Here is an 18580-nt window from a genome sequence, read left to right as displayed (position 1 = left end):
AACCGATTCGAAATGCTCGAATACTATCGTGTATGCTCCACTTTCGAATCGTTTTTCGCCTTGCCCTTGGACGTAATCTACTATTTTTGAAATAGGTTCTTACAGGTTATTTAAATAAAAAGCATAGAAACTGAGCCGGTCATATCGTTTTGTTTCCTGCACAACGGGATAACAGGCTAACCCACCATAGGCGGACAAGCGGGTAACCGGTACGACCGATTTAACGAGGAGGAAAAAATGAGTGATGATATCAAAGTTGACAAAGTGTTTGATTTAAAGGGGCTCCCCTGTCCCATGCCTGTGGTTAAGATCAGCAAGGGCATCAAAGAGGTTGAGGTGGGTCAGGTGATTGAAGCCCACTCGACGGATCCGGGATCGCTGACCGACATACCCGCCTGGGCCCGAACCAGCGGCAATGAAGTTTTGAAAACCGAACAGGATGATGATGTGATAAAGTTTTTCATCAAGCGCAACGCCTAAATCGATCCTCGGCTGCTGCATCTTCTTGCGCTGTCGCTGTTGAAGGTGATTGGCGCACCTTTTACGGGGGGCATGTTGGAAACGTTGTATTACATCATACTGGTGCCGATGGTCTACCTGGCCTTTGCCATTTTTTTTATTGGCACAGCGGTCCGTTTGATCAAAATCTGGCGTGCGCCCAAACATCCGGCCCCACTTCAGATTTATCCTGAAAAAAAACCCGGGTGGCTGTGGGCCCTGCATGACACCTTGTTATTCCCCACCGTCCGCAAGCACAAACCCATATTGTGGCTTTTTCTGATGGCATTTCATATCTGCATCCTACTGCTCATTATCGGGCATCTGGAGCTATTCGGCGACATTCAAATACTGCAGCTGATTCCCCATGAGATTTTTCTGGGCCAGGGGTTTGTGGGCCTGGTCGCTTCCATCGCATTGCTGTATTTTTTATTTCGCCGATTTATCTCACCGGTGAGGGAGCTGTCGGTTCCCGAAGATTATTACCTGCTAATTTTGCTTTTTCTGGTGGTGTTGTTCGGCAGCCAGATGGACTGGGCCCGTCGATGGTATTTTTACGAAACGGTGACCGTTGAGCAGTATCGGGAATATCTTGGTAGTCTTTTGACATTTGACCCTTATCTGCCGTCCGAGCTGACGGAATCGGGTCATTCGTTCATGCTGGTGCTGCATATCTTTTTTGCCAATGTGTTTCTGATATTTTTTCCGTTCAGCCAGAGCATGCATTCGTTTATGTCGTTGGCTGTAAATAAGCTCAAGATAGGTAAGTAGTTCGTTTCGGGTATCAGCATAAAGAAGTTTTCAGGTTTCGGGTGTCAGGTGTCAGGGCATTGCGTGTCACATCACCACCTGAAATCACTTCAGAAACAATATAAAACCATAGGATTCAGGGGCAATTCTGAAATTCAGAATTTGACACCTGACACCTGAACACTGACACCTTAAGTTTGGATTATATGAATCTCCAGAAAAACACTTTTCCAAAGACGCCAAAACGACACCTGTTGAGGGCGAGATGATGGATGAAAAAACCAGAGATGATTTGCTTAAGTTGTTTGAAAGCAAATTAAACCAGGCCATGCGGCTTTATCTGGAAACCTGCACGCGCTGTGGTGTGTGCACCGAGGCCTGTCATGTGCACGCCTCAATGGGGCAGGTGAAATACATTGCCGCCTATCGGGCCGAAATTATCCGCCGCCTGTACAAAAAATATTTCAAAAGTCGCGGCAACTTTTGGCCGTCGGTCGGTGAGGCCAAAACGCTCAGTGAAATGGCCCTTGATGACTTATACGAAGCCGCCTATTCATGCACCGGTTGCCGTCGGTGCATGGTGTACTGCCCCTTTGGTATCGATACCCAGATGTTGATGTCGATTGCCAAACTCTTGCTGGTGGGGGCTGAAATGGAACCCGAAATCCTAACGCTGCTGGCCGATACCTCGATTGAAAAAGGCAAGTCCATTGATCTGCTCAAAGAGGGCTTTATGGCGGGCATCAAAAGGCTTGAAGCAGATGTGGTCTCAAAATGGCAAGTCGAAGCCGGTGAAACCGCTATTCCGGTGGATGTCACCGGCGCTGATTTGTTGTATGTTGCCCTGGCCGGGGCGCATTCGATTATTCCAGCGGCCGCCATTTTTAATGCCGCTAAAGAAAACTGGACGCTGAGTTTTTTCGAAGCGGTTAATTTCGGCGCTTTTGTTGGCGATCCCACCAAGACCCAATTGATACTGAATCGGATTATCAATGAAGCCAAACGCCTCAAAGTCAAAGAGGTCTGTATCTGTGAATGCGGCACGGCCTATCGGGTGATGAAACAACTGGCCGGCGAGCAGCCGTTTAAGGTCAGCTCGGTTACTGAAGTACATGCTCGCTATATTCGACAAGGCCGCATCCGGCTGGACAAAACCATCGTGGATGGCGCGGTTGCCTATCATGATCCCTGCCAGATTGCGCGCAACGCCGGCGTTATCGATGAACCGCGCTATATTTTGCAGCATCTGACCGATGACTACCGGGAGCTAAGTGATGATCCGCGCTACAACTGGTGTTGTGGCGGTGGCGGCGGACTGGTTGCCATGGGAGAAGATACCCTTGATTTTCGGATGAAATCCGCCCGGGTTAAAGTCGACCAGGTCAATTCCAGTGGCGCCAAAATTTTAGCCACTGCCTGTGAAAATTGTCACGCCCAGCTGGATAGTTTAAACGCCCACTACCAGATGGGGGTCGAGGTCCGGTTTTTAAGCTCGATGGTTGCAGACGCCCTGGTTCAATAGCCGGCGAGCAGCACAGCACCAAACAAAAACGGCCTGTCGGTCTTTATTCAAAAGACAGACAGGCCGCTTTTTTAGTTTCCTTCCTTCTTTCCGTATCTTCAAACCGATCTTAAAGATGCTTCTAATTTATGGTTGAGCCCGTTACCCCTTGTCCGCCTTTGGGAGACTCGCCCGTTTGCCGGTTAGGAATATTAAATTAGATATTTTTTTAACGGGCACAATCCCGTTTCACGAGGACCTTCGGCCGGCTCAACCGGCAACCGGCAAACCGATTGATATAAAGAAGGTTACTTGCAGTGTCCATTCTGCGTCGCCCACTGCAATCCGTCACAATCGCCCAGGTTGCAGGCGCGCTTGAAATCACTGCAGGATTCGGGGATTTTTTGCATCTGGAACTTGGCCAGACCCCGGTTTAGATGCGCCTTGGCGTATTTGGGATTGAGCATAATACTCTCCGAAAATTGGGCCTCGGCCTGCTGGTATTGCTCCATAGCATAATAGGCATTGCCGCGATTGTTATAGGCCTCGGTATATTTCGGATTGATCTGAATGGCCTGGTTGAAGTCAACAATGGCCTGTTGGTGCTGCTTTAGGTTGTAAAGCGCCAAACCCCGGTTGTTATATGCTTCGGCAACCTTGGGATTGGCAGCAATGGCCTTGTCCCAGTATTGCTTGGCCCTGTTCGGGTCGCTGTATTGCCCGTTTTGCCACAGTGCCATGGCCTCAGCGCTCCAGTCCTTTTGGGCTCTGTTGACGTTGCGTTTTGGGGGCCTTTTCCGTGATTTATTGCGTTTGATCCCCGGCACGGCCATCTTGTCCCTGTCCTGCTTCACCACCAGGTTCGGGTCGTTTTTAATTTCATTCATTATTTTGTAAACTTCGCCAAACATCGCTGCGCCAAACACCGGAATCATTAATAGGGGTACCACCGTAACAACGGTCCAGGTAATCATCAGCTTCGTCAACGCCAGGTTTTTGTGTTTGATCCAACCCCAGATAAAGGTCCACAACGAGCAGGTGATAATGCCGAGGATACCATGTAACACTCCGGCATGCTTGAATTGTTTGATCAAAACAACGATGCAGACAATAAAGCCGATAAAATTCAACACTGGAAATACAAAACTGAGAATTATATCTGTCATGGTTTACCTCTCCTGTTTATTTTCGCTCCTGAGCGGAGTGCCCCCCATATTTTAAAATTTTACCGCGACGGTCTTAATGTATTGAATTGAAAATCATCAAGCGGCATACCCAGTAGATCAGCACACTTAACACCAGCCAGACGACAATCCCACTGCGGCTTTCAAAAGCTGCCAGCGTTTCTGCTGCCCTGTGGCGCAATGCATTCGGCAACAGCATGCCCGTTATCAGCAGCGCAGCGATGCCCACTGCGATCGGGGCAAATGCGTGTAAATGAACGGCATCCAGCCATTTTCCCTGTACCAGCAAAACCATTGCCCGAGTCAGACCACAGCCGGGACAGGCGATGCCCAGCGTTGATTTTAGCGGACATTGCCAGGCTGTGGACGCCATGGCGGCGACTGCTACCTGAAACACGATTGCGGCGCCCAGCAGGAGCAACACCCAGCGGTTTTGCATCGCAGGCGCCAGCACAGGTGTAAACAATTGTTGTCTGACAGCGGTCAAGCGGATCCGATTGGGTTTCATTGAAGTTCCTGCAATCGACGAACTTGGCATTGAACAGCAGCAGTCTGCCATCTGCCCAATGAATGTCTTACCGGCATTATCTAATTATCGGCAATTTGTTGAAAATCTTTATGCTTATCCGATGCAAGCGGTGAGACAGATGGATTGATATCGTGCTGTCTGATTATGCTTCCAAAAACGAACCTGCGGTGTCCTAAGTGGTTGCTATCTTATAATTTTAACAGATAAATCCGGTATTTTGCAAATTTTTGATGAAATGCGGCCGGTCAAATCGCTATCAATGACCGGCCCTGTAGTGATGCGGTGAATTGGGCTTAATAAAACAGGGTACGGGTGCGATGGCGTGGGATGGCTTTATAGGTCGGGAGCTGACCGCGATTCCACAGCAAAAAATCCAGTGTCATGGCGTTGATCGTTTGCCCGGATGCCAGAAGCGCCGCTTTGATCAGCTCAACCGCATGCAGGGCGCAGGCCCGGATTTCGATTTCCTCCTTCGAGCCGGCCGCAATCCGCAGGCCAGCTTCGATCCGAGCCCTTAACAAGCCTGAATAATTGAGAATCTTGTCCACCCGCAATACATGCGGCACCAGATTGTCAGCGAAAATGGTTAAGTCATCCAGATCTTCAAATCGGCCCAGCCCTTTGCCTTTAAAGGCCAGCGACAGATCTGCTGCCGCCAGTTGGGCACGTTTAAAAAAGGGCACTTCAATCCCGTCCCATAGCGCAACATCCTTAAAACAGGGCATTTGAGCGAGTAGCTCCGCCAGGCGTTGGGCGGATGCGTCTGCGGCTGTGACCAATTGACTGAAGCTGCCGTTGAATTGGGCCTGTAGATGGGCACCCAACTCATTTAACGCACTGGCAAAAAGCTGCATGAGGGCTGCAATCGGCTGATTGTTGGGATCTTGTGCGAATATGCGGGTGCAGTCCGCGGCGGTCAGGCGGGTCAACGCCCTGGCCGAAAAAGGTCCCTCTTTTATAAAATGCGCATTCAAGCAGCCGGCCACCGTAAAATATCCTGATTTGCCGGTGTGTTTGCGCAGATGCGGGAAATAACCCGAGCCAAAATTGATGCTATCCAGGGTCAAAAAGAACGCTGCCGTATCATCGCCGTGGCCCAGATAATGGCAGTCAGGATCATGCGCGGGCCGGCCGATCTGATCCAGAGGCAAAGACGCGGCATAGGCCGCTATGCGGTCATATTCGATTTGGATGTGGGTCGCGTTCTCGGCCACGGTTTTGCAGGCCGCGCGGACCCGATCCAGCAATCTGACACCCATGAGGCACTCCTGTCTGCCGTTTTTATAAAAGGTTACATCATGGATGAATGGGCTTCGCAATCAAAAATCCATATGCCCTGTTTTAGCGGCAAACGGTAGGTCTATATCTGTTGACATTAGGAGGCGTGGTGTGGTTTCTGCAAATCCTGTGCGTCTACTTTCATGATCACCGGGGCGTCTGCCGGGCGCAGGTGGTTTTTGCTCCTGACGCGAATCATGCGGATTTGGCCCGTCTCATCGGCGCGATAGCTGGGCCCTGCGGTCAGGTAGTTATACGGAAATACAGGCAGGTATCGCTGCGGCAGGTTAAGGGATCCAACCGGTCTATTATGTTAGTCGATCAATTTGGTAAACATGACTTTATGATCACCGGGGCGGTTGTAATCGCGTTTAACCGGGATGCCATCGATCCGGTCATCACCGGATTCCACCCGAAACCCGATTTTCTGGTGAAAAGCGACCGAGCCTTTATTGACCGGTGAAGTGCACGCCCGGACGATTGTGCGATTTTGCCGGCGGCAGACCTCAAAAAAGCGTTCATAGATGGTTTGGCCCAGCCCCTGGTTGCGAAAATCCGGGTGGATCCCCATGAAATGAACGTAGGCCTCGTTTTCAAGGGCAGGGGACATAAAGCCGATTAAGAACCCAATCATGTGGCCTTTGTTCTCCATCACAAAGGAGGTGTCGTTAAAGTGGTTTAAAAACAGTTTGGGCAGCATGGCCGTCAGATCGCGCCCGCCCCACCAGTTCTGCAGGGCGGCGATCACTTCAACATGGTCGGTTGGTTTGGCTATGCGGATGGTGATGTCTTGCGCCATGATCGGCTCCCTGTCCTCGTTGCGATTTATCAGGCTAAATACTTTTCTGTACGTGCCATCGATTTGTCATGCAGGCGATACATCAGCGGCACAGCGACCATTGCCCCCACAAGGGCTAAAAACATATCCCACTGCGCATCCCAGATATCGCCCTGGGAACCCAAAAAGGCGGTGCCGACATCCGGGGCCGCCAGCAGCGCGATCCACCACTCGAGCAGCTCCCAGAAGGCTGCTATCGCCAGTATGATGCTAAAGACAATAAAATAAAACCAGCCCCCTTTTTGCAAGGGGGTGACGCGCAGCAAAACTTCGCGAACGATAAAAACCGGAAAAACACCCAGGGCGATATGGCCCACGCGATCATAATGATTGCGGCTGAAGCCGAAGGCGTCCATGGCCCAGTTGCCCAGGGGCGTTTTGGCGTAGGTGTAAAAACCGCCGTAGATTAAAATAAACATATGCAAAAAAACGCACCAGTAGACCATCTGCGACATGGGAAAGCGGCGGTAAAGGCAGATGAGCACCGCAATACCAGCCAGCCCGGGACCCACCTCCAGCAGCCAGCTGATTCTGCCGGCCGGCGGCGCCCATACGGTGGCAACACAGACAGCGATGACAATGCCCAGCAGGACTAACGGCGTGCGGTAATAGGAAAACGGTAAGGACTTCATGGGTCCTCCTGCGCTGCGTTCGGATTGGATTCATAGTTTAACCAGTGCGCGGCATCAGAATGGGCCAGTGCCTTGCCGGTTTTTAAATAATGATTCATGGTAGCTTCCCAGAATTGCATGTCCTTGACAAAATTTTCTTCGCTAAAACTGTCGATAAACGCATTTCCGGCTGCAGTTAGCGCAGTGATGGTATAGCTGATGTGAACCCGCGAGGTCTGTTGTCCGCCATCTTCGATCCGCACCGTCACGACTGCCACTCTGGAGCCCGGGGTGAGCCGCACAAACTCGGTCTCGCAACGGGCATCATCTCTTTTGGTGATCAGCCAGATGGTTTCTTCCCCTGCACTTTGGGAGGTAAAAACGCAGCCGAGTTCGGCAACCCCGGAATGCGAAAAGATCAGTTTATAATTCCAGCTTTCGAGCCACTCGGCCTCTTTGACCGGGCAGATCAACGCATGAACCACAGACGGTGTGGCCTGAATGGTTTGAACATACTGGCGGGTGACTCTTTGGGCGTTAAATTTCGAATGCTGATCTGACGTCATGGGCATCTCCTGTTAGCATGGGTTGGTGCAAGTTGATGGATTTTCCTTTCTAGGTTGCCAGGGTTAAAATTTCCTCTAAATCGTAAATGGTCATCAGCGCGCTGTTCGAGCTACTGTTTTCTGCAACCGGTGGCTGACCTACGGCCATCTGAAAATCCAGAGCACTGCTGTCTGTGGGGTTGTCCGTACGGGTAATAAAAACCGGCTGGATCCCGGCAGCAATGGCACCGGTCACATCATCCTGCGTATCGCCGACATAAACAGCTTGTGCCGGCGCAATCCCGGCGTGCTGCAGCGCCAGTTCAAAAATGGCCGGATCCGGTTTTTTGACCCCAACCTCACTGGATATGATAATGGTATCAAAGATATTGGCCCAGCCATTTTCTGCCAATAGACGCCGTACATGCGGCGGGTGATCAAAATTGCTCACCAGACCGACGGTTTTTTGCAGCTGCTTTAACTGCTTTAAAACCGGCATGGCTTGAGGATCGGTAGCAATATGGGTTTGCCATGCGGCGGCGATCCGATCGGCAATTTCCCGCAATTCGGTCTTACCCGGTTGATGGTTGTATGCTGCGCACAAACGCAGGATTCGGCGTTCGAGAACCGTTAACTGATCTCCCCGGGCCACTACCGGCGGAGCGGCGCTGAAAAAGCCGTCGCAGGCCTCTGAAAAATCGGCTCTGGTGCACTGCATTCCCTGTGCGTTTAACAGATCATAAAAGGTGGAAAGCCAGTCCGACCAGGCACGATTCATATCCCCGTAAACCAGCAGGGTGCCGTATAGATCAAAAAAATATCCCTGTATCGTCATTTCTCATCCAGCCATTGATACATGACAAAGGCATCAATAAACCCTTTTTCATGGTGATGAAAGGCTTTGGGCAGGGTGCCGACAATATCAAAGCCCAAATCCTGCCACAGCTTAACCGCCCCGGTGTTGGTGCTGACCACCAGATTATATTGCATGGCCTTGAATCCAAGCTTGCAGGCTTTAACCAGCGAATGCTGGCACATGGCCCGGCCGATCCCTTTGCCGCGAGCGGCGGCACCCACCATGTAGCCGCAGTTGCACACGTGCGACCCCAGCCCCGGCTGATTGGCTTTGATGTAATAAGTGCCCACAAGTTGATCATCCAGAAGGGCAGCATAGGTGGCTTTTGGTTTTTTCATCCAGATCTGAAAAGCTTCGTCCCGGGTGGTTTCCGGCGCAAACGGATACGTGTCACCTGTGCGCAATATTTCATGAATAATGGGCCAGATCTGGACAAAATCTTCATCGGTTGCCAATTTGATTTCAAGCATCGTTTATCCTTGTTTATACTTATTGCTTAATGCAAATTCAGACAGAAAGCGCTTGCGCTATTAGTCGCAGCCCGGTGGCCTATCCCAATGACCACCAACGCCGGCTTCCATCGTCGGCGGCTGACAGGACCGCCAGGGTTGCTTGGTTAAATTTTGTGCGCGCATATGGATGGCACATTCATCTTCGATCACCTGCAGTGATAATTGCCCGCCTTCAAAAGTCCACCAATAAGATCCCGTCGCCTCCATGCAGGTGGGGTCATTAAACAACCACACCTTGTTTTCCTCGACAACAAAAGAACCGATACTGCGCCAGCCGCTAAATTCGTGAAAGATTCGAAAAACACCCTTGCTTAAATGCAGTTTCCATATGCCCCCATCAGGGACATAATCCGGGCACCGCCGGCAGGGCATCGGTGGTGTTTTTTTGGGGTCGAACTTGGTATAGGTGCCATCTACGACACTGGACGCCTGCGGCGGCAGCGGGGCGGTATGCGGAAACGGTGATTTTCTAAGCAGCTCGCTCCAAATCTTAGAAGCCGCAGGATTGGCCGTACCGCCTGCTGCTGGTTTCAGGGCTTGTTCATTGCTCTGAGAGTAAGATGAACAGGATAAGATCAACAGCACCAGACACTGTATGACAAGCGTATAACCGACTGTTGATGAGCGATGTGATTTGTCATTCATTTTTGCGAACCAGGTGAACATCTTCCAGATTGACTAAAAATGTCAACCCATCGGTTTTTAGCTCCGATTCCTTAAATGGTATGCGTTTGTCCACATAGGCCTCACGGGTTAAAAGTATGTCAAATGTTGCTCCGGGCTGATCGTCAAATACCGATGTTTTTCTGCCCCACCAGTAGTTAACTCGCGCCGTAATTTTACCTCTTGCATCGCTCTGGCCGACTTTGATCGGCTCTTGCCGTTGTGAAAGAACATCATCATATCCGGTGTCGATAAAGTACACATCGACCGCTTCAAGCGGAAAGTTGGACGCCTGATCCAGCACGCGGCCTTCGATGTGTAGAATCGTAATTGAATCTTTATATTCTTTGGCACACGTGACAACGCACAGGCTGACCAGCAGCGCTATGATCAAATGTCGTCTCATAATTGGATAATGACATAAAAACATTCAGATCGGCGGCACTGCGTCATAAGGTGATCCTTTCATGCTGAATATATCAGGGCTGCTTTTTTAAAACCTTAAGACCATAGGGGCAAACCGCTGAACAAATGCCGCAGTTGTGCCCCTGGTGGTATTGTAAGTAATTTTCCTTTTTCCAGCGATCGCAGGCGCGCACATCTAAAATTTTATGTCTTTCAATTCCCGGGTACCAGGCGCTGCCCTGCAATGCATCGGCCGGGCAGGCTTCAACACAACGCATGCAGCGGCCGCAAAAGCTGCGCGCCATTGGCTTGCCAAACGGGAGTATCATATCGGTGAAAACGGTGCCCAGCCGGACCCAGGAGCCGTAATTGCGCGTGATCAGTTGGCAGTGTCGACCGATCCAGCCCAATCCTGCCCGGGTGGCAGCGGTTTTCTGGGGAAAAACGCCTTTGATGTTGACCCTGTCGGTGCGTTCAGAGGCCGCCAGGGCAGCTGCTTGAAAGCCGTGGCTGATGATGGTGTCTGCCAGCAGTTGGGCCAATTCATTTAAACGATCATTGACCCGGGCATATTCATCGGCATAGGCTTGATTGGGGCCCTGTTGAATGGTGACCATTATGTGCGGGTTCATGGGAAGCGCCCATGAAAGCGCGGACGGCAGCCGCCCATTTTTAAACTGCGGCGTGGCAAAGTCCCGCAGATCCGCCGCTCCCCAGAGTTCAATGCCATGGGTGGCCATCCATTGGTCAAGCCAGTCAGGTGTGGTCGGGCCGGTATCGCTCAACAATCTTCTCCTTTATGTTCCTATCTACAGGCCGCATTTTATCTAAAAGAATGTTTGATTTCAACTTCGCTTTGTGGCGATGTCTTCTAGTAAGGATATATCGCCGTTGAGCAGTTCGGGACCATATTTTTTCAGTGTTTGAGACCAATATGCAACGGCGGTCAGGATCTCATTTTCCGTGGTGATATAGTTTGGAAATCGCGGTGCATCTTTTAATGCGCTGGAATCCCGATGCAGGGCAATCTCCGTTAACAAGAAAATTCTGGATTTATACGGTCGCAGGATGGCGGTTTCACCCGCATAGCCGACAATGACATCCATCTCTCCTTTATACCAGCTGATTTCAACGTAAAGTGGCAATTTTTCATAGCGTAAGGATTCCAGCGAGCTGTCGGATTCAGGCGGTGTGTAACTGAAGCCATACTCATCCGCTAAAAATGAAAAGTCCTTTTGGGCCGCGTTGATAAATTGTTGACGCAGATTCATTGGAAATTCCTCCCGGGAGGAGCTTCGCGGAATTATTTCGCACGCATCAGATGAATGCTCTGGCCATTGGCCTGATATACGGTCAATTCCTTTTTTGGGTAGCGCTGCTTTTTATCTTTGAATATTAGGTTACTGCAGAGGGCGTAATGACAGCCCGGGCTGTACTCGGTGGCGACCTTGAACCCGGCAGCGCCGGACGGATCGCTGACTGCGCGGGGCGTTTCCTCACCGGCACAGTAGATTTCGATATCGGTCAGAGGCTGATCGCTTTCGTTTAAAATTGTGGTGTTAAATTCAAGGATCACATCCTTCCAGCATCCGCAAAAAGACCGGCTGCAATCCGGCACTTCATCTGAATTGACCTCCGAGCAATTCACAGCGGCCAGAGCGGCAAAGAAAATAATCCATATGCAGAAACGCCTGTTTTCCATACAGCGGGCTTTTTTCGATGGCTTACTTTTTATTTTTGAGTAGCTTATCTAAGTCGGCAAAAGGTTTAAACGTGCCGGCCGGTTGCGGTTCATCGCCGGGCACCACATCACCGTAGCCTTCCGCGTCCAGGTGACGTGAGTGTTCGTTGTCGTGACAGTAAATACACAACAGTTCCCAGTTGCTTCCGTCAGGTGGATTGTTTTCATGGTTGTGGTCTTTGTGATGGACCGTCAGTTCGCGCAGTTTCTTGCCTTCAAATTCGCGCCCGCAACGGGCGCAGACCCGGGGAAGAATCTTGAGCGCTTGCTCCCGATATCCCTGCAATCGTTTCTGACGGCTGCTGCGGGCCTCGGCGACCACCCGATTCATTTCGTCACGATCCAATCGATTTTTCTTTGATGGCATAGTGTCACCTTCACCTTTAAGATGTCGTTTAAGCTGCGGTATTTAAAGGATGCCTGACAGCTGCAAAATGCCAAACAGCATGACCAGCGGCGCGATCCATTTGAGTATGGGGCCCCATTTGCGAAGCCAGGCATCGTTTTTGACCGGGTCTTTACTGGCGCGAACAACTCCGCGGGCCAGTAAAAAAGCATAGAGCCCGCCGAGCAGCGGTATCAAACCTTCCAGATTCAAAATTGTATCCTTTCATGCGCGATGTTTATATTGCTGCGGCAAATCGTTAACAAGTTCATCAGGGCCTTAAAGTCTTCATCCTAATTCTAATCATTTTCCAATAATATGCTTCTTAAATTGCTGATACAGGTATCGACAAGTCAAAAATGTAAATACCAGTGCGGTTGCTAATGAGATAATTGAAATCAGCCCGCTAAATCGTGATCCAAGGATCATTGACACTAATCCACCATATATTAAACCAAAGACCAGCCAGAAAAGGCGAAAGAAAACAAAGAAAATGAGTGGTATGATTACCCAGAACAGGATTTGTAGTGTTCGTTTTTCATTGCTGAATGGATTGAATTCAAACATATGACCCGAGTAATTGAAAATCATCATGAATTTAAATCAGATGACCACAGCCTCACAGATTTTTGCCCAGTTGATAGACCTTTTCAAGGTTGGATTGCCGGTAGGTATTGTCTTGGGGCATCATGCCGCCCAGAATTTCCATCCGGGCTTCCTTTACGCCGATGCCCAGCAGGCGATCATTGAGCATGATCTGCCGCATGCTTTCGGCAATGCCGGTCTTTTCAAGGTGCTCTACCGGGTGACCGGCCGAACAGATGACAAGGGCCTTGCGGATGTCAATCCGGGTGTAGCGTGCCTCGTTTTCATCATAAACATAAGCATACCCATAGGTCCACACCCGGTCAAACCAGCCCTTTAATTTGGCGGGGCAGTCGCTCCACCACACCGGGTAAATAAACGCCAGCGCATCGGCCCGATTGATTTTCACCTGCTCGGCCTTGATATCATCCGGGACCGGCACTGCCGGGTCGAGCCCGACCTCCCGCAGGTATTGCACCGGATCCATGTCAGTTTGAAAGTCCATGCGGTACAAATCACCGATGTCGTATGTGTGACCGGCATCTTTTAGCCCCTGCACAAAGGTGTTCAGAACCTCACGGTTGAAAGTATCCTGACCGGGGTGTGCAAATATGATGTAAACATGCATGTTCGGCCCCTATGATGGTTCAGTTAGATCCATATCCTTATTTCCTTGTTTATTTTTTCGCGTCATTAAATAAATGACAATCGGAATAAGCAAGGCAGCGGCTGACATTATGGCAAATAGCCAAACATCGATCCCGTATAGTTCAGCGGCGGATGGATCTTCTATTTTGTAATAGCGCCACAGGGTGTAAGCGCTATGTGACTTTAGCAGAAAATAAAAACTGAATCCAATACCGATGAACAAAGACAGGGATCTTAAAATCTCGGGTACCCTGCTAAAATTTCGCTGACGCATCAAACTTGCCGTTTCAGCGATAAAATATCCCAGGGCCATAATGAGAGCTGAATACACGGGCAAAAACAGATAAAGCATCCCCAGCTCGATATCGGCACCGCCTTTCCAGCCAGTTATCATATCGTATGTTAGAATAACGGTTACCGGAAGCACAGATATCAGTGCGCCGATTCCCGCACCGATAAGGCCCGCTGTATCCGGTTGGCCGACATATTGTCGGGATATCGGCAAAACGAACAGCAGGCAAAAAGGGAAGGCGGGTATGAGGACGATGAAATAGGGCGCAAAACCGACAATCGCAAAGTTGATCAGGACGATTAATATAGCAGCGCTGATAAAAAGATAACGGTATTTAATTGGATGGTTTTTAATTTCAGAAGGCTCCGGTGGTTTAAAGCTTAACGGACATCGCCTGTGCCGGTCGACGACCCCGTCATACGGCTGACCTTATTTGAGCGCCTCGGCAACCGCTTGGCGGGCATGAATCGCGGTGGTGTCAAAAAGGGGTACCCGGGTATGCTGTTGCTGGACGAGCATGACGATTTCGGTACAGCCTTCGATAACCCCCTGTGCGCCTTCGTCGTGCAGCTGATCGATAATCCGCAAGTATTCCTGGCGCGAGCTGTCGAGCACTTTGCCCAGACACAGTTCCTCATAGATTGTTCGATGGACGATGGCGCGGTCCTCATCCGGGGGGACCAGCACGTTGATGCCTTTTTGCTGCAAGCGGCCCTTGTAAAAGTCCTGCTCCATCGTAAATTTTGTGCCCAGCAATCCAACCGTGTCCATTTCGGCCTGCTGGATTTGACCGGCAGTGGCGTCGGCAATGTGCAGCAGGGGAATGCGGATAGCCGCCTCTATCCGGGCGGCCACGTTGTGCATGGTATTGGTGCAGATCAGCAAAAAATCCGCGCCGGCGGCTTCCACCTGACCTGCCGCGTGGGCCAGAATATCACCGGCTGCCGCCCAGTCGCCTTTGTGCTGCAGCGCCTCTATTTTCTGAAAATCCACGCTGACCATGGCGATCGGGGCCGAGTGCAGTCCACCCAGGATGCGTTTGGTCTCTTCGTTAATCCAGCGATAATAAAGCTCGGTGCTCTCCCAGCTCATGCCGCCCAGCAGGCCAATGGTCTTCATATTCGCTCTACCTTTAAAAATTTTATTTAATCACTATGGGCCGGCCCGATCAGCGCCCCATTAAGGTCGCTTTCCAGCGACTGAACATAATACTTGGCTATTTCTGCGGCCGGCACCCCGCCCGGCCCCCAGCCCATTTTTTCGGCGGTTTCCTTGGCCATGGGCGAACAGACCGCATTCAGTCTTTGATTTCTGGGCATATCAAGTGCGGCGGCTTCCACAAAAGCCTCCAGCGCGCGGTTGATCATCGTCAGCATTACGGTGGCTGCGTTGGGCATATGCGCCAGCATCCCGGTGGTCAGCGTAAAGACGCCGGCTTCATTTAGGTGCTCGCGGCCGAAACGAACCAGGTTGATTTGTCCCATCAGCTTATTGCCCAGACTCAAATCAAAATCGGCATCAGTCAGATCCGCCAGCGGCCCGAAACGTGCATCGCCAGCCGCACAGACCACCGCATCGATATCGGTTACCTGCGCATACATGGCTTTAATGGATGCGGGATCGCTCAGATCCACCTGGACCTCACTGTTTCTAGAGGCCTGAATGATGTCATGCTGCTGCTTTAGCGCATCTACCGCGGCTTTGCCCAGTGTGCCGCTGGCGCCTACGACGATGATTCTCATTTTGTGCACCTCCGGATTTGACTGCCGGCGCCGGACGATGTTCTTTCATCGTCGCTGCCGCGCAGGCTATTGTCTGTTGACACCTTTGATGTCATGGACCTCCAGCAGCGTCATCCCGGCCACCAGCGCCCGATGATCGACCGCAAGGGTGTGCTGCGGCTCAAAGCGCATGGTCAGCCCCCGCTGCGGAATAACCTTATCCATCAATTTACCGAGGACGTTTTTGGGTTTGATCCGTATGGCTTTGTGCAGGTCCTCTTTTTTGACAATGGCGATCATGTCCGCGTTAGACATCACCGCATAGCTGTCTGGCTGAGCGCTCATTAAATCGCGGAAAAATGCTTCTTTCCTGCTGGCCGGATCGATAATCCGTGCTATTTCCTGATCATTTTGACCTAAAATCTTCCAGCGAAAGCCGATGCCTTTGCGGGTGATGGTGGCAAACCGTGCACCGCCCGGGTCTTCAAGAAAATAGGTGGCATTCATCAATTTTCCTTTGGCCGCCATCGTAAAATTCATGCTTTCACGGTTCGCACTTGAATAAACTGTGGGTGCAGATATGCAGGCGCCATAAACATCGCACATCGTATAGAGTTGTCCGTGATCATCATAAAAGGCATAGGTTCTTTCGTATTTTTTTGCCTTGCCCTGGTGATCGTAGCGGGATTTGAGTTGAATGGCTTCCATATGTTTAATTCGATTATCGGCGTCAGCACCGCGCCGCCGAGCCCTTGAGGTTTAAGCTCATGATCAATTAAATGGGCTTGCCCAGAATGGCCTTATAAAACCAGACCTGGCCGATACAGAACAAATAGAAAATATTGATGCCTAGAAATACGAAATATATGCCTAACCGGCGGCCGGAATAATTATTGGCACCGATAAAAGCTGCAATTAAACTCAAAACAGATAAAGGTGTAATCACCAGCACGACGATGAGCGCATAAATGCCGGATGCCGGCGGATGCCCTTTGTTCATATAAGCGCCAACGTAAAACACAGCCGAAATCCCCGCTAGTACCAGAATGCCGCTTAGCAGGGTGTACCCGAATTTTAGTGCTTTAAAGTTCTTCATATCAAAGACCATCCATATTGTTAGGAATATTTTTTATTAATTGTATCATGGATTAGGTCTTTGTGCCGGGTTTTTGTGGCAAACAGCGCTAATATATCAGCGGGATAAGTTTTTTGGTTTTACTGGCGTATTCTCTGAATTCGTCTTTATACTTTGTTTCAAGATAGCGATCGAGCGCCGGGATGATATTGAAGATAAAATTTACCGTCATGAACAAGGGAATCAGCAGCATACCAAGGCGGGCTGTTAGCATGGCAAGCCCGGTAAAAAGGACAAGGTCGCCGAAATAATTGATATGCATCGACAGGCGGAATAATCCCTCCGTATACAGCTGCCCCTTGTTTTTCGTTTTTAATTTCCATATGTGCCGTGCGTACTCGGAATAGGTATTCAGATAAGAGCCTGCCAGGTACAGCAGGATGCCGATCACCTCGACAATACCCACCTGTTGCTTGTTGTTACCGCCAAACCAGGCGACAGCAAGCAAAACCAGTGAGATGAAAGTCGTAATGGTTATCGTTTCAGACCATGTCCAGCGGCGTTTCTGGAAAACCCAGACGGTGATCTGAAGTCGTACATAGTAGATGATCAAACCCACCGCCAGGAGTATTCGTCTGAGCGGATCGCCGGCCAATTGGTACTGTTTCAGCCACATGCTCGATGTCATATAATCGGCAAACAGCAGCCACAAACACACAAAAAGGGTCAACAATATCCAGCCGCTGAAGGCAAATTTTTCCCAAAAAGAGCTATCATATTGATCAACAAAGATCATTTAGGCCTTTCCGCAACTCATTCTGCACTTATTTTGCCCATCAGTTCTGCCAAAGATTTGATCGTCGTAATTCCGGTCGACTGCGCTTTGCCGTTTCGATTTAGCCAGACGGCATTCATCCCCGCCGCAAGACTGCCTTTAACATCGGCCTTCAAATCGTCTCCGATGTGCCAGCATTCAGATGGTTTTGACCCGGCTTTTTCACAGGCCAGGTGAAATATTTCTGAAGCCGGTTTTGTCATACCGATGTCACCGGAGATCACAACCGTTGCAAATCTATCGGAAATTCCCAATGCCTCCAGCTTTTGCCGCTGCTGAAAAGCGTCACCGTTGGAAATAATACCCAAATGAAAATCGCTCATATCATCGAGGCAGTCCTCAACATCGGCAAACAACTGCCAGCTGCTTTCATAAAAGCGAAGATAGACATCAAAGATGGTGTCGGCTTCAGCATCACTTATAGATCGTCTATTTGCAAAAACTTGCCTGAGGCGCTCGCGTCGTTGCCCCTGAAAGGAAAGCTCGCCGGATAGATAGCGCTGAAAATTGCACTCGGTTAATGATTGCCAGCGATCAATAAACGCATCCAGCGGTTCCTGCAGCACATCTTTATGGAGGTCATAAAATTTGTCGGCAGCCGCTCGCTCTGCCGCGCTGTTGTTCAACAGGGTTTCGTCAATATCAAAAAAAATCATTTGTTGCCTGCTCAAAGGATTAGAATTCGATGCAGCAAAAGCCCTTAAATGGAATCACTATGCAATTTTGTGGTATTCATCGGCACCCACCCGCTGGAACCATCTTTTTTTTCAACCCATCCCCAGCCATTGACCTCATCATGCAGCAGCAGTTCATCACCAGCACAGGTATCCAGTTCAACGGCCGTATAATTTTGTTTGGCAACTGCCTTTCGTTCATCTATGATTTGGAGGTACTGTACCGGTGCCCAGCCCTGATTACCATCCTTAGTCGTCACCCAAATCCAGCCCTTAAACTCAGTGTCTCTCTTTGCGATCATCAAACGATCCCCTTTTTGGAAATGAATGGGATCCGGATAGTTTGATTTGTGCGCTTCTACGACAATGAGTTTCATCATATTGTTGCTACGGGCACATACTGATAGTCAGGTCTTGTGCCATGCTTGCTAAAGCTTTCGAGTCGTCCACAATC

The 18580-nt window shown here is 50.2% G+C and carries 27 protein-coding genes; 3 read left to right on the top strand and 24 right to left on the bottom strand.

Going from position 1 to position 18580, the window contains the following annotated elements:
- Positions 1–237 precede the first annotated feature (237 nt).
- From QNJ26_18815 to QNJ26_18805, 3 genes are all read left to right on the top strand, one after another.
- Positions 238–480 carry a sulfurtransferase TusA family protein gene (locus QNJ26_18815; protein ID MDJ0987599.1) on the top strand — a complete coding sequence of 81 codons (243 nt, stop codon included), beginning with the start codon at positions 238–240 and terminating at the stop codon, positions 478–480.
- A gap of 72 nt (positions 481–552) precedes the next feature.
- Positions 553–1269, top strand: coding sequence for a respiratory nitrate reductase subunit gamma (locus tag QNJ26_18810; protein ID MDJ0987598.1), 717 nt, complete (start codon positions 553–555; stop codon positions 1267–1269).
- A gap of 244 nt (positions 1270–1513) precedes the next feature.
- Positions 1514–2770: a (Fe-S)-binding protein gene (locus QNJ26_18805; protein ID MDJ0987597.1), complete on the top strand. Its 1257-nt coding sequence runs from the start codon at positions 1514–1516 to the stop codon at positions 2768–2770.
- 287 nt (positions 2771–3057) lie between these two features.
- On the opposite strand, the gene QNJ26_18800 is transcribed toward QNJ26_18805, so the two are convergent.
- The 24 genes from QNJ26_18800 to QNJ26_18685 all read right to left on the bottom strand — a co-directional run bounded on the left by QNJ26_18800 (position 3058) and on the right by QNJ26_18685 (position 18506).
- Positions 3058–3915 carry a tetratricopeptide repeat protein gene (locus QNJ26_18800; protein MDJ0987596.1) on the bottom strand — a complete coding sequence of 286 codons (858 nt, stop codon included), beginning with the start codon at positions 3913–3915 and terminating at the stop codon, positions 3058–3060.
- Between the two features lie 73 nt (positions 3916–3988).
- Positions 3989–4441, bottom strand: coding sequence for a DUF2752 domain-containing protein (locus tag QNJ26_18795; protein MDJ0987595.1), 453 nt, complete (start codon positions 4439–4441; stop codon positions 3989–3991).
- A 314-nt stretch (positions 4442–4755) separates the two neighbouring features.
- Positions 4756–5721 carry a queuosine salvage family protein gene (locus tag QNJ26_18790; protein MDJ0987594.1) on the bottom strand — a complete coding sequence of 322 codons (966 nt, stop codon included), beginning with the start codon at positions 5719–5721 and terminating at the stop codon, positions 4756–4758.
- A 332-nt stretch (positions 5722–6053) separates the two neighbouring features.
- Positions 6054–6539: a GNAT family N-acetyltransferase gene (locus QNJ26_18785; GenBank protein ID MDJ0987593.1), complete on the bottom strand. Its 486-nt coding sequence runs from the start codon at positions 6537–6539 to the stop codon at positions 6054–6056.
- Between the two features lie 29 nt (positions 6540–6568).
- On the bottom strand, positions 6569–7210 hold the full coding sequence (locus tag QNJ26_18780; protein ID MDJ0987592.1) for a DUF2238 domain-containing protein: 642 nt from the start codon (positions 7208–7210) through the stop codon (positions 6569–6571).
- Entirely contained in the window at positions 7207–7755 is a 549-nt protein-coding gene (locus QNJ26_18775) for a hypothetical protein (protein ID MDJ0987591.1), read from the bottom strand. Before QNJ26_18775 ends, QNJ26_18780 begins: the two co-directional genes overlap by 4 nt.
- A 49-nt stretch (positions 7756–7804) precedes the next feature.
- On the bottom strand, positions 7805–8569 hold the full coding sequence (locus QNJ26_18770; protein MDJ0987590.1) for an HAD family hydrolase: 765 nt from the start codon (positions 8567–8569) through the stop codon (positions 7805–7807).
- Positions 8566–9060 (bottom strand): GNAT family N-acetyltransferase, encoded by a 495-nt coding sequence (locus QNJ26_18765; protein MDJ0987589.1) that lies wholly within the window; start codon positions 9058–9060, stop codon positions 8566–8568. The genes QNJ26_18770 and QNJ26_18765 overlap by 4 nt, the downstream gene beginning before the upstream one ends.
- 60 nt (positions 9061–9120) lie before the next feature.
- A complete protein-coding gene (locus QNJ26_18760) occupies positions 9121–9747 on the bottom strand; it encodes a hypothetical protein (protein ID MDJ0987588.1) in 627 nt (208 codons plus the stop codon).
- On the bottom strand, positions 9740–10159 hold the full coding sequence (locus QNJ26_18755; protein ID MDJ0987587.1) for a hypothetical protein: 420 nt from the start codon (positions 10157–10159) through the stop codon (positions 9740–9742). The genes QNJ26_18760 and QNJ26_18755 overlap by 8 nt, the downstream gene beginning before the upstream one ends.
- An 85-nt stretch (positions 10160–10244) precedes the next feature.
- Entirely contained in the window at positions 10245–10955 is a 711-nt protein-coding gene (locus tag QNJ26_18750) for a 4Fe-4S double cluster binding domain-containing protein (GenBank protein MDJ0987586.1), read from the bottom strand.
- 60 nt (positions 10956–11015) lie between these two features.
- A complete protein-coding gene (locus QNJ26_18745; protein ID MDJ0987585.1) occupies positions 11016–11441 on the bottom strand; it encodes a hypothetical protein in 426 nt (141 codons plus the stop codon).
- A 32-nt stretch (positions 11442–11473) separates the two neighbouring features.
- Positions 11474–11872 (bottom strand): hypothetical protein, encoded by a 399-nt coding sequence (locus QNJ26_18740; GenBank protein MDJ0987584.1) that lies wholly within the window; start codon positions 11870–11872, stop codon positions 11474–11476.
- A gap of 22 nt (positions 11873–11894) precedes the next feature.
- Positions 11895–12242, bottom strand: coding sequence for a YajD family HNH nuclease (locus tag QNJ26_18735; GenBank protein MDJ0987583.1), 348 nt, complete (start codon positions 12240–12242; stop codon positions 11895–11897).
- 78 nt (positions 12243–12320) lie between these two features.
- Positions 12321–12509 carry a hypothetical protein gene (locus QNJ26_18730; protein ID MDJ0987582.1) on the bottom strand — a complete coding sequence of 63 codons (189 nt, stop codon included), beginning with the start codon at positions 12507–12509 and terminating at the stop codon, positions 12321–12323.
- Positions 12510–12915: 406 nt separating this feature from the next.
- Positions 12916–13509, bottom strand: a complete 594-nt coding sequence (locus tag QNJ26_18725) for an NAD(P)H-dependent oxidoreductase (protein ID MDJ0987581.1) — start codon at positions 13507–13509, stop codon at positions 12916–12918.
- A gap of 9 nt (positions 13510–13518) precedes the next feature.
- A complete protein-coding gene (locus QNJ26_18720; protein ID MDJ0987580.1) occupies positions 13519–14034 on the bottom strand; it encodes a hypothetical protein in 516 nt (171 codons plus the stop codon).
- Between the two features lie 216 nt (positions 14035–14250).
- Positions 14251–14940, bottom strand: coding sequence for an aspartate/glutamate racemase family protein (locus QNJ26_18715; protein MDJ0987579.1), 690 nt, complete (start codon positions 14938–14940; stop codon positions 14251–14253).
- Between the two features lie 26 nt (positions 14941–14966).
- Positions 14967–15563: a short chain dehydrogenase gene (locus tag QNJ26_18710; GenBank protein ID MDJ0987578.1), complete on the bottom strand. Its 597-nt coding sequence runs from the start codon at positions 15561–15563 to the stop codon at positions 14967–14969.
- A 66-nt stretch (positions 15564–15629) separates the two neighbouring features.
- Positions 15630–16250 carry a hypothetical protein gene (locus QNJ26_18705; protein ID MDJ0987577.1) on the bottom strand — a complete coding sequence of 207 codons (621 nt, stop codon included), beginning with the start codon at positions 16248–16250 and terminating at the stop codon, positions 15630–15632.
- A 67-nt stretch (positions 16251–16317) separates the two neighbouring features.
- The gene (locus QNJ26_18700) at positions 16318–16638 is read right to left on the bottom strand and encodes a hypothetical protein (GenBank protein MDJ0987576.1); all 321 of its coding nucleotides are present in this window, start codon (positions 16636–16638) and stop codon (positions 16318–16320) included.
- Positions 16639–16726: 88 nt separating this feature from the next.
- The gene (locus tag QNJ26_18695; GenBank protein ID MDJ0987575.1) at positions 16727–17413 is read right to left on the bottom strand and encodes a DUF1295 domain-containing protein; all 687 of its coding nucleotides are present in this window, start codon (positions 17411–17413) and stop codon (positions 16727–16729) included.
- Positions 17414–17430: 17 nt separating this feature from the next.
- Positions 17431–18108: an HAD family hydrolase gene (locus tag QNJ26_18690; protein MDJ0987574.1), complete on the bottom strand. Its 678-nt coding sequence runs from the start codon at positions 18106–18108 to the stop codon at positions 17431–17433.
- Positions 18109–18152: 44 nt separating this feature from the next.
- On the bottom strand, positions 18153–18506 hold the full coding sequence (locus QNJ26_18685) for an SH3 domain-containing protein (GenBank protein ID MDJ0987573.1): 354 nt from the start codon (positions 18504–18506) through the stop codon (positions 18153–18155).
- Positions 18507–18580: the final 74 nt, after the last annotated feature.

The organism is Desulfobacterales bacterium (genome assembly GCA_030066985.1).
In the GTDB taxonomy this organism is placed as follows: Bacteria; Desulfobacterota; Desulfobacteria; order Desulfobacterales; family JAHEIW01; genus JAHEIW01.
Note: the sequence above shows the minus strand (reverse complement) of the source record. Positions and strands in the feature narration are given on the sequence as shown.

Coding starts and splice junctions, on each gene's coding strand:
- QNJ26_18725 (MDJ0987581.1), bottom strand. CDS start 13,509: ATGCATGTTTACATCATATTTGCACACCCCGGTCAGGATACTTTCAAC.
- QNJ26_18695 (MDJ0987575.1), bottom strand. CDS start 17,413: ATGATCTTTGTTGATCAATATGATAGCTCTTTTTGGGAAAAATTTGCC.
- QNJ26_18770 (MDJ0987590.1), bottom strand. CDS start 8,569: ATGACGATACAGGGATATTTTTTTGATCTATACGGCACCCTGCTGGTT.
- QNJ26_18800 (MDJ0987596.1), bottom strand. CDS start 3,915: ATGACAGATATAATTCTCAGTTTTGTATTTCCAGTGTTGAATTTTATC.
- QNJ26_18765 (MDJ0987589.1), bottom strand. CDS start 9,060: ATGCTTGAAATCAAATTGGCAACCGATGAAGATTTTGTCCAGATCTGG.
- QNJ26_18700 (MDJ0987576.1), bottom strand. CDS start 16,638: ATGAAGAACTTTAAAGCACTAAAATTCGGGTACACCCTGCTAAGCGGC.
- QNJ26_18810 (MDJ0987598.1), top strand. CDS start 553: ATGTTGGAAACGTTGTATTACATCATACTGGTGCCGATGGTCTACCTG.
- QNJ26_18690 (MDJ0987574.1), bottom strand. CDS start 18,108: ATGATTTTTTTTGATATTGACGAAACCCTGTTGAACAACAGCGCGGCA.
- QNJ26_18745 (MDJ0987585.1), bottom strand. CDS start 11,441: ATGAATCTGCGTCAACAATTTATCAACGCGGCCCAAAAGGACTTTTCA.
- QNJ26_18775 (MDJ0987591.1), bottom strand. CDS start 7,755: ATGACGTCAGATCAGCATTCGAAATTTAACGCCCAAAGAGTCACCCGC.
- QNJ26_18685 (MDJ0987573.1), bottom strand. CDS start 18,506: ATGATGAAACTCATTGTCGTAGAAGCGCACAAATCAAACTATCCGGAT.
- QNJ26_18705 (MDJ0987577.1), bottom strand. CDS start 16,250: ATGGAAGCCATTCAACTCAAATCCCGCTACGATCACCAGGGCAAGGCA.
- QNJ26_18735 (MDJ0987583.1), bottom strand. CDS start 12,242: ATGAATCGGGTGGTCGCCGAGGCCCGCAGCAGCCGTCAGAAACGATTG.
- QNJ26_18760 (MDJ0987588.1), bottom strand. CDS start 9,747: ATGAATGACAAATCACATCGCTCATCAACAGTCGGTTATACGCTTGTC.
- QNJ26_18805 (MDJ0987597.1), top strand. CDS start 1,514: ATGATGGATGAAAAAACCAGAGATGATTTGCTTAAGTTGTTTGAAAGC.
- QNJ26_18785 (MDJ0987593.1), bottom strand. CDS start 6,539: ATGGCGCAAGACATCACCATCCGCATAGCCAAACCAACCGACCATGTT.
- QNJ26_18740 (MDJ0987584.1), bottom strand. CDS start 11,872: ATGGAAAACAGGCGTTTCTGCATATGGATTATTTTCTTTGCCGCTCTG.
- QNJ26_18815 (MDJ0987599.1), top strand. CDS start 238: ATGAGTGATGATATCAAAGTTGACAAAGTGTTTGATTTAAAGGGGCTC.
- QNJ26_18710 (MDJ0987578.1), bottom strand. CDS start 15,563: ATGAGAATCATCGTCGTAGGCGCCAGCGGCACACTGGGCAAAGCCGCG.
- QNJ26_18780 (MDJ0987592.1), bottom strand. CDS start 7,210: ATGAAGTCCTTACCGTTTTCCTATTACCGCACGCCGTTAGTCCTGCTG.
- QNJ26_18795 (MDJ0987595.1), bottom strand. CDS start 4,441: ATGAAACCCAATCGGATCCGCTTGACCGCTGTCAGACAACAATTGTTT.
- QNJ26_18790 (MDJ0987594.1), bottom strand. CDS start 5,721: ATGGGTGTCAGATTGCTGGATCGGGTCCGCGCGGCCTGCAAAACCGTG.
- QNJ26_18715 (MDJ0987579.1), bottom strand. CDS start 14,940: ATGAAGACCATTGGCCTGCTGGGCGGCATGAGCTGGGAGAGCACCGAG.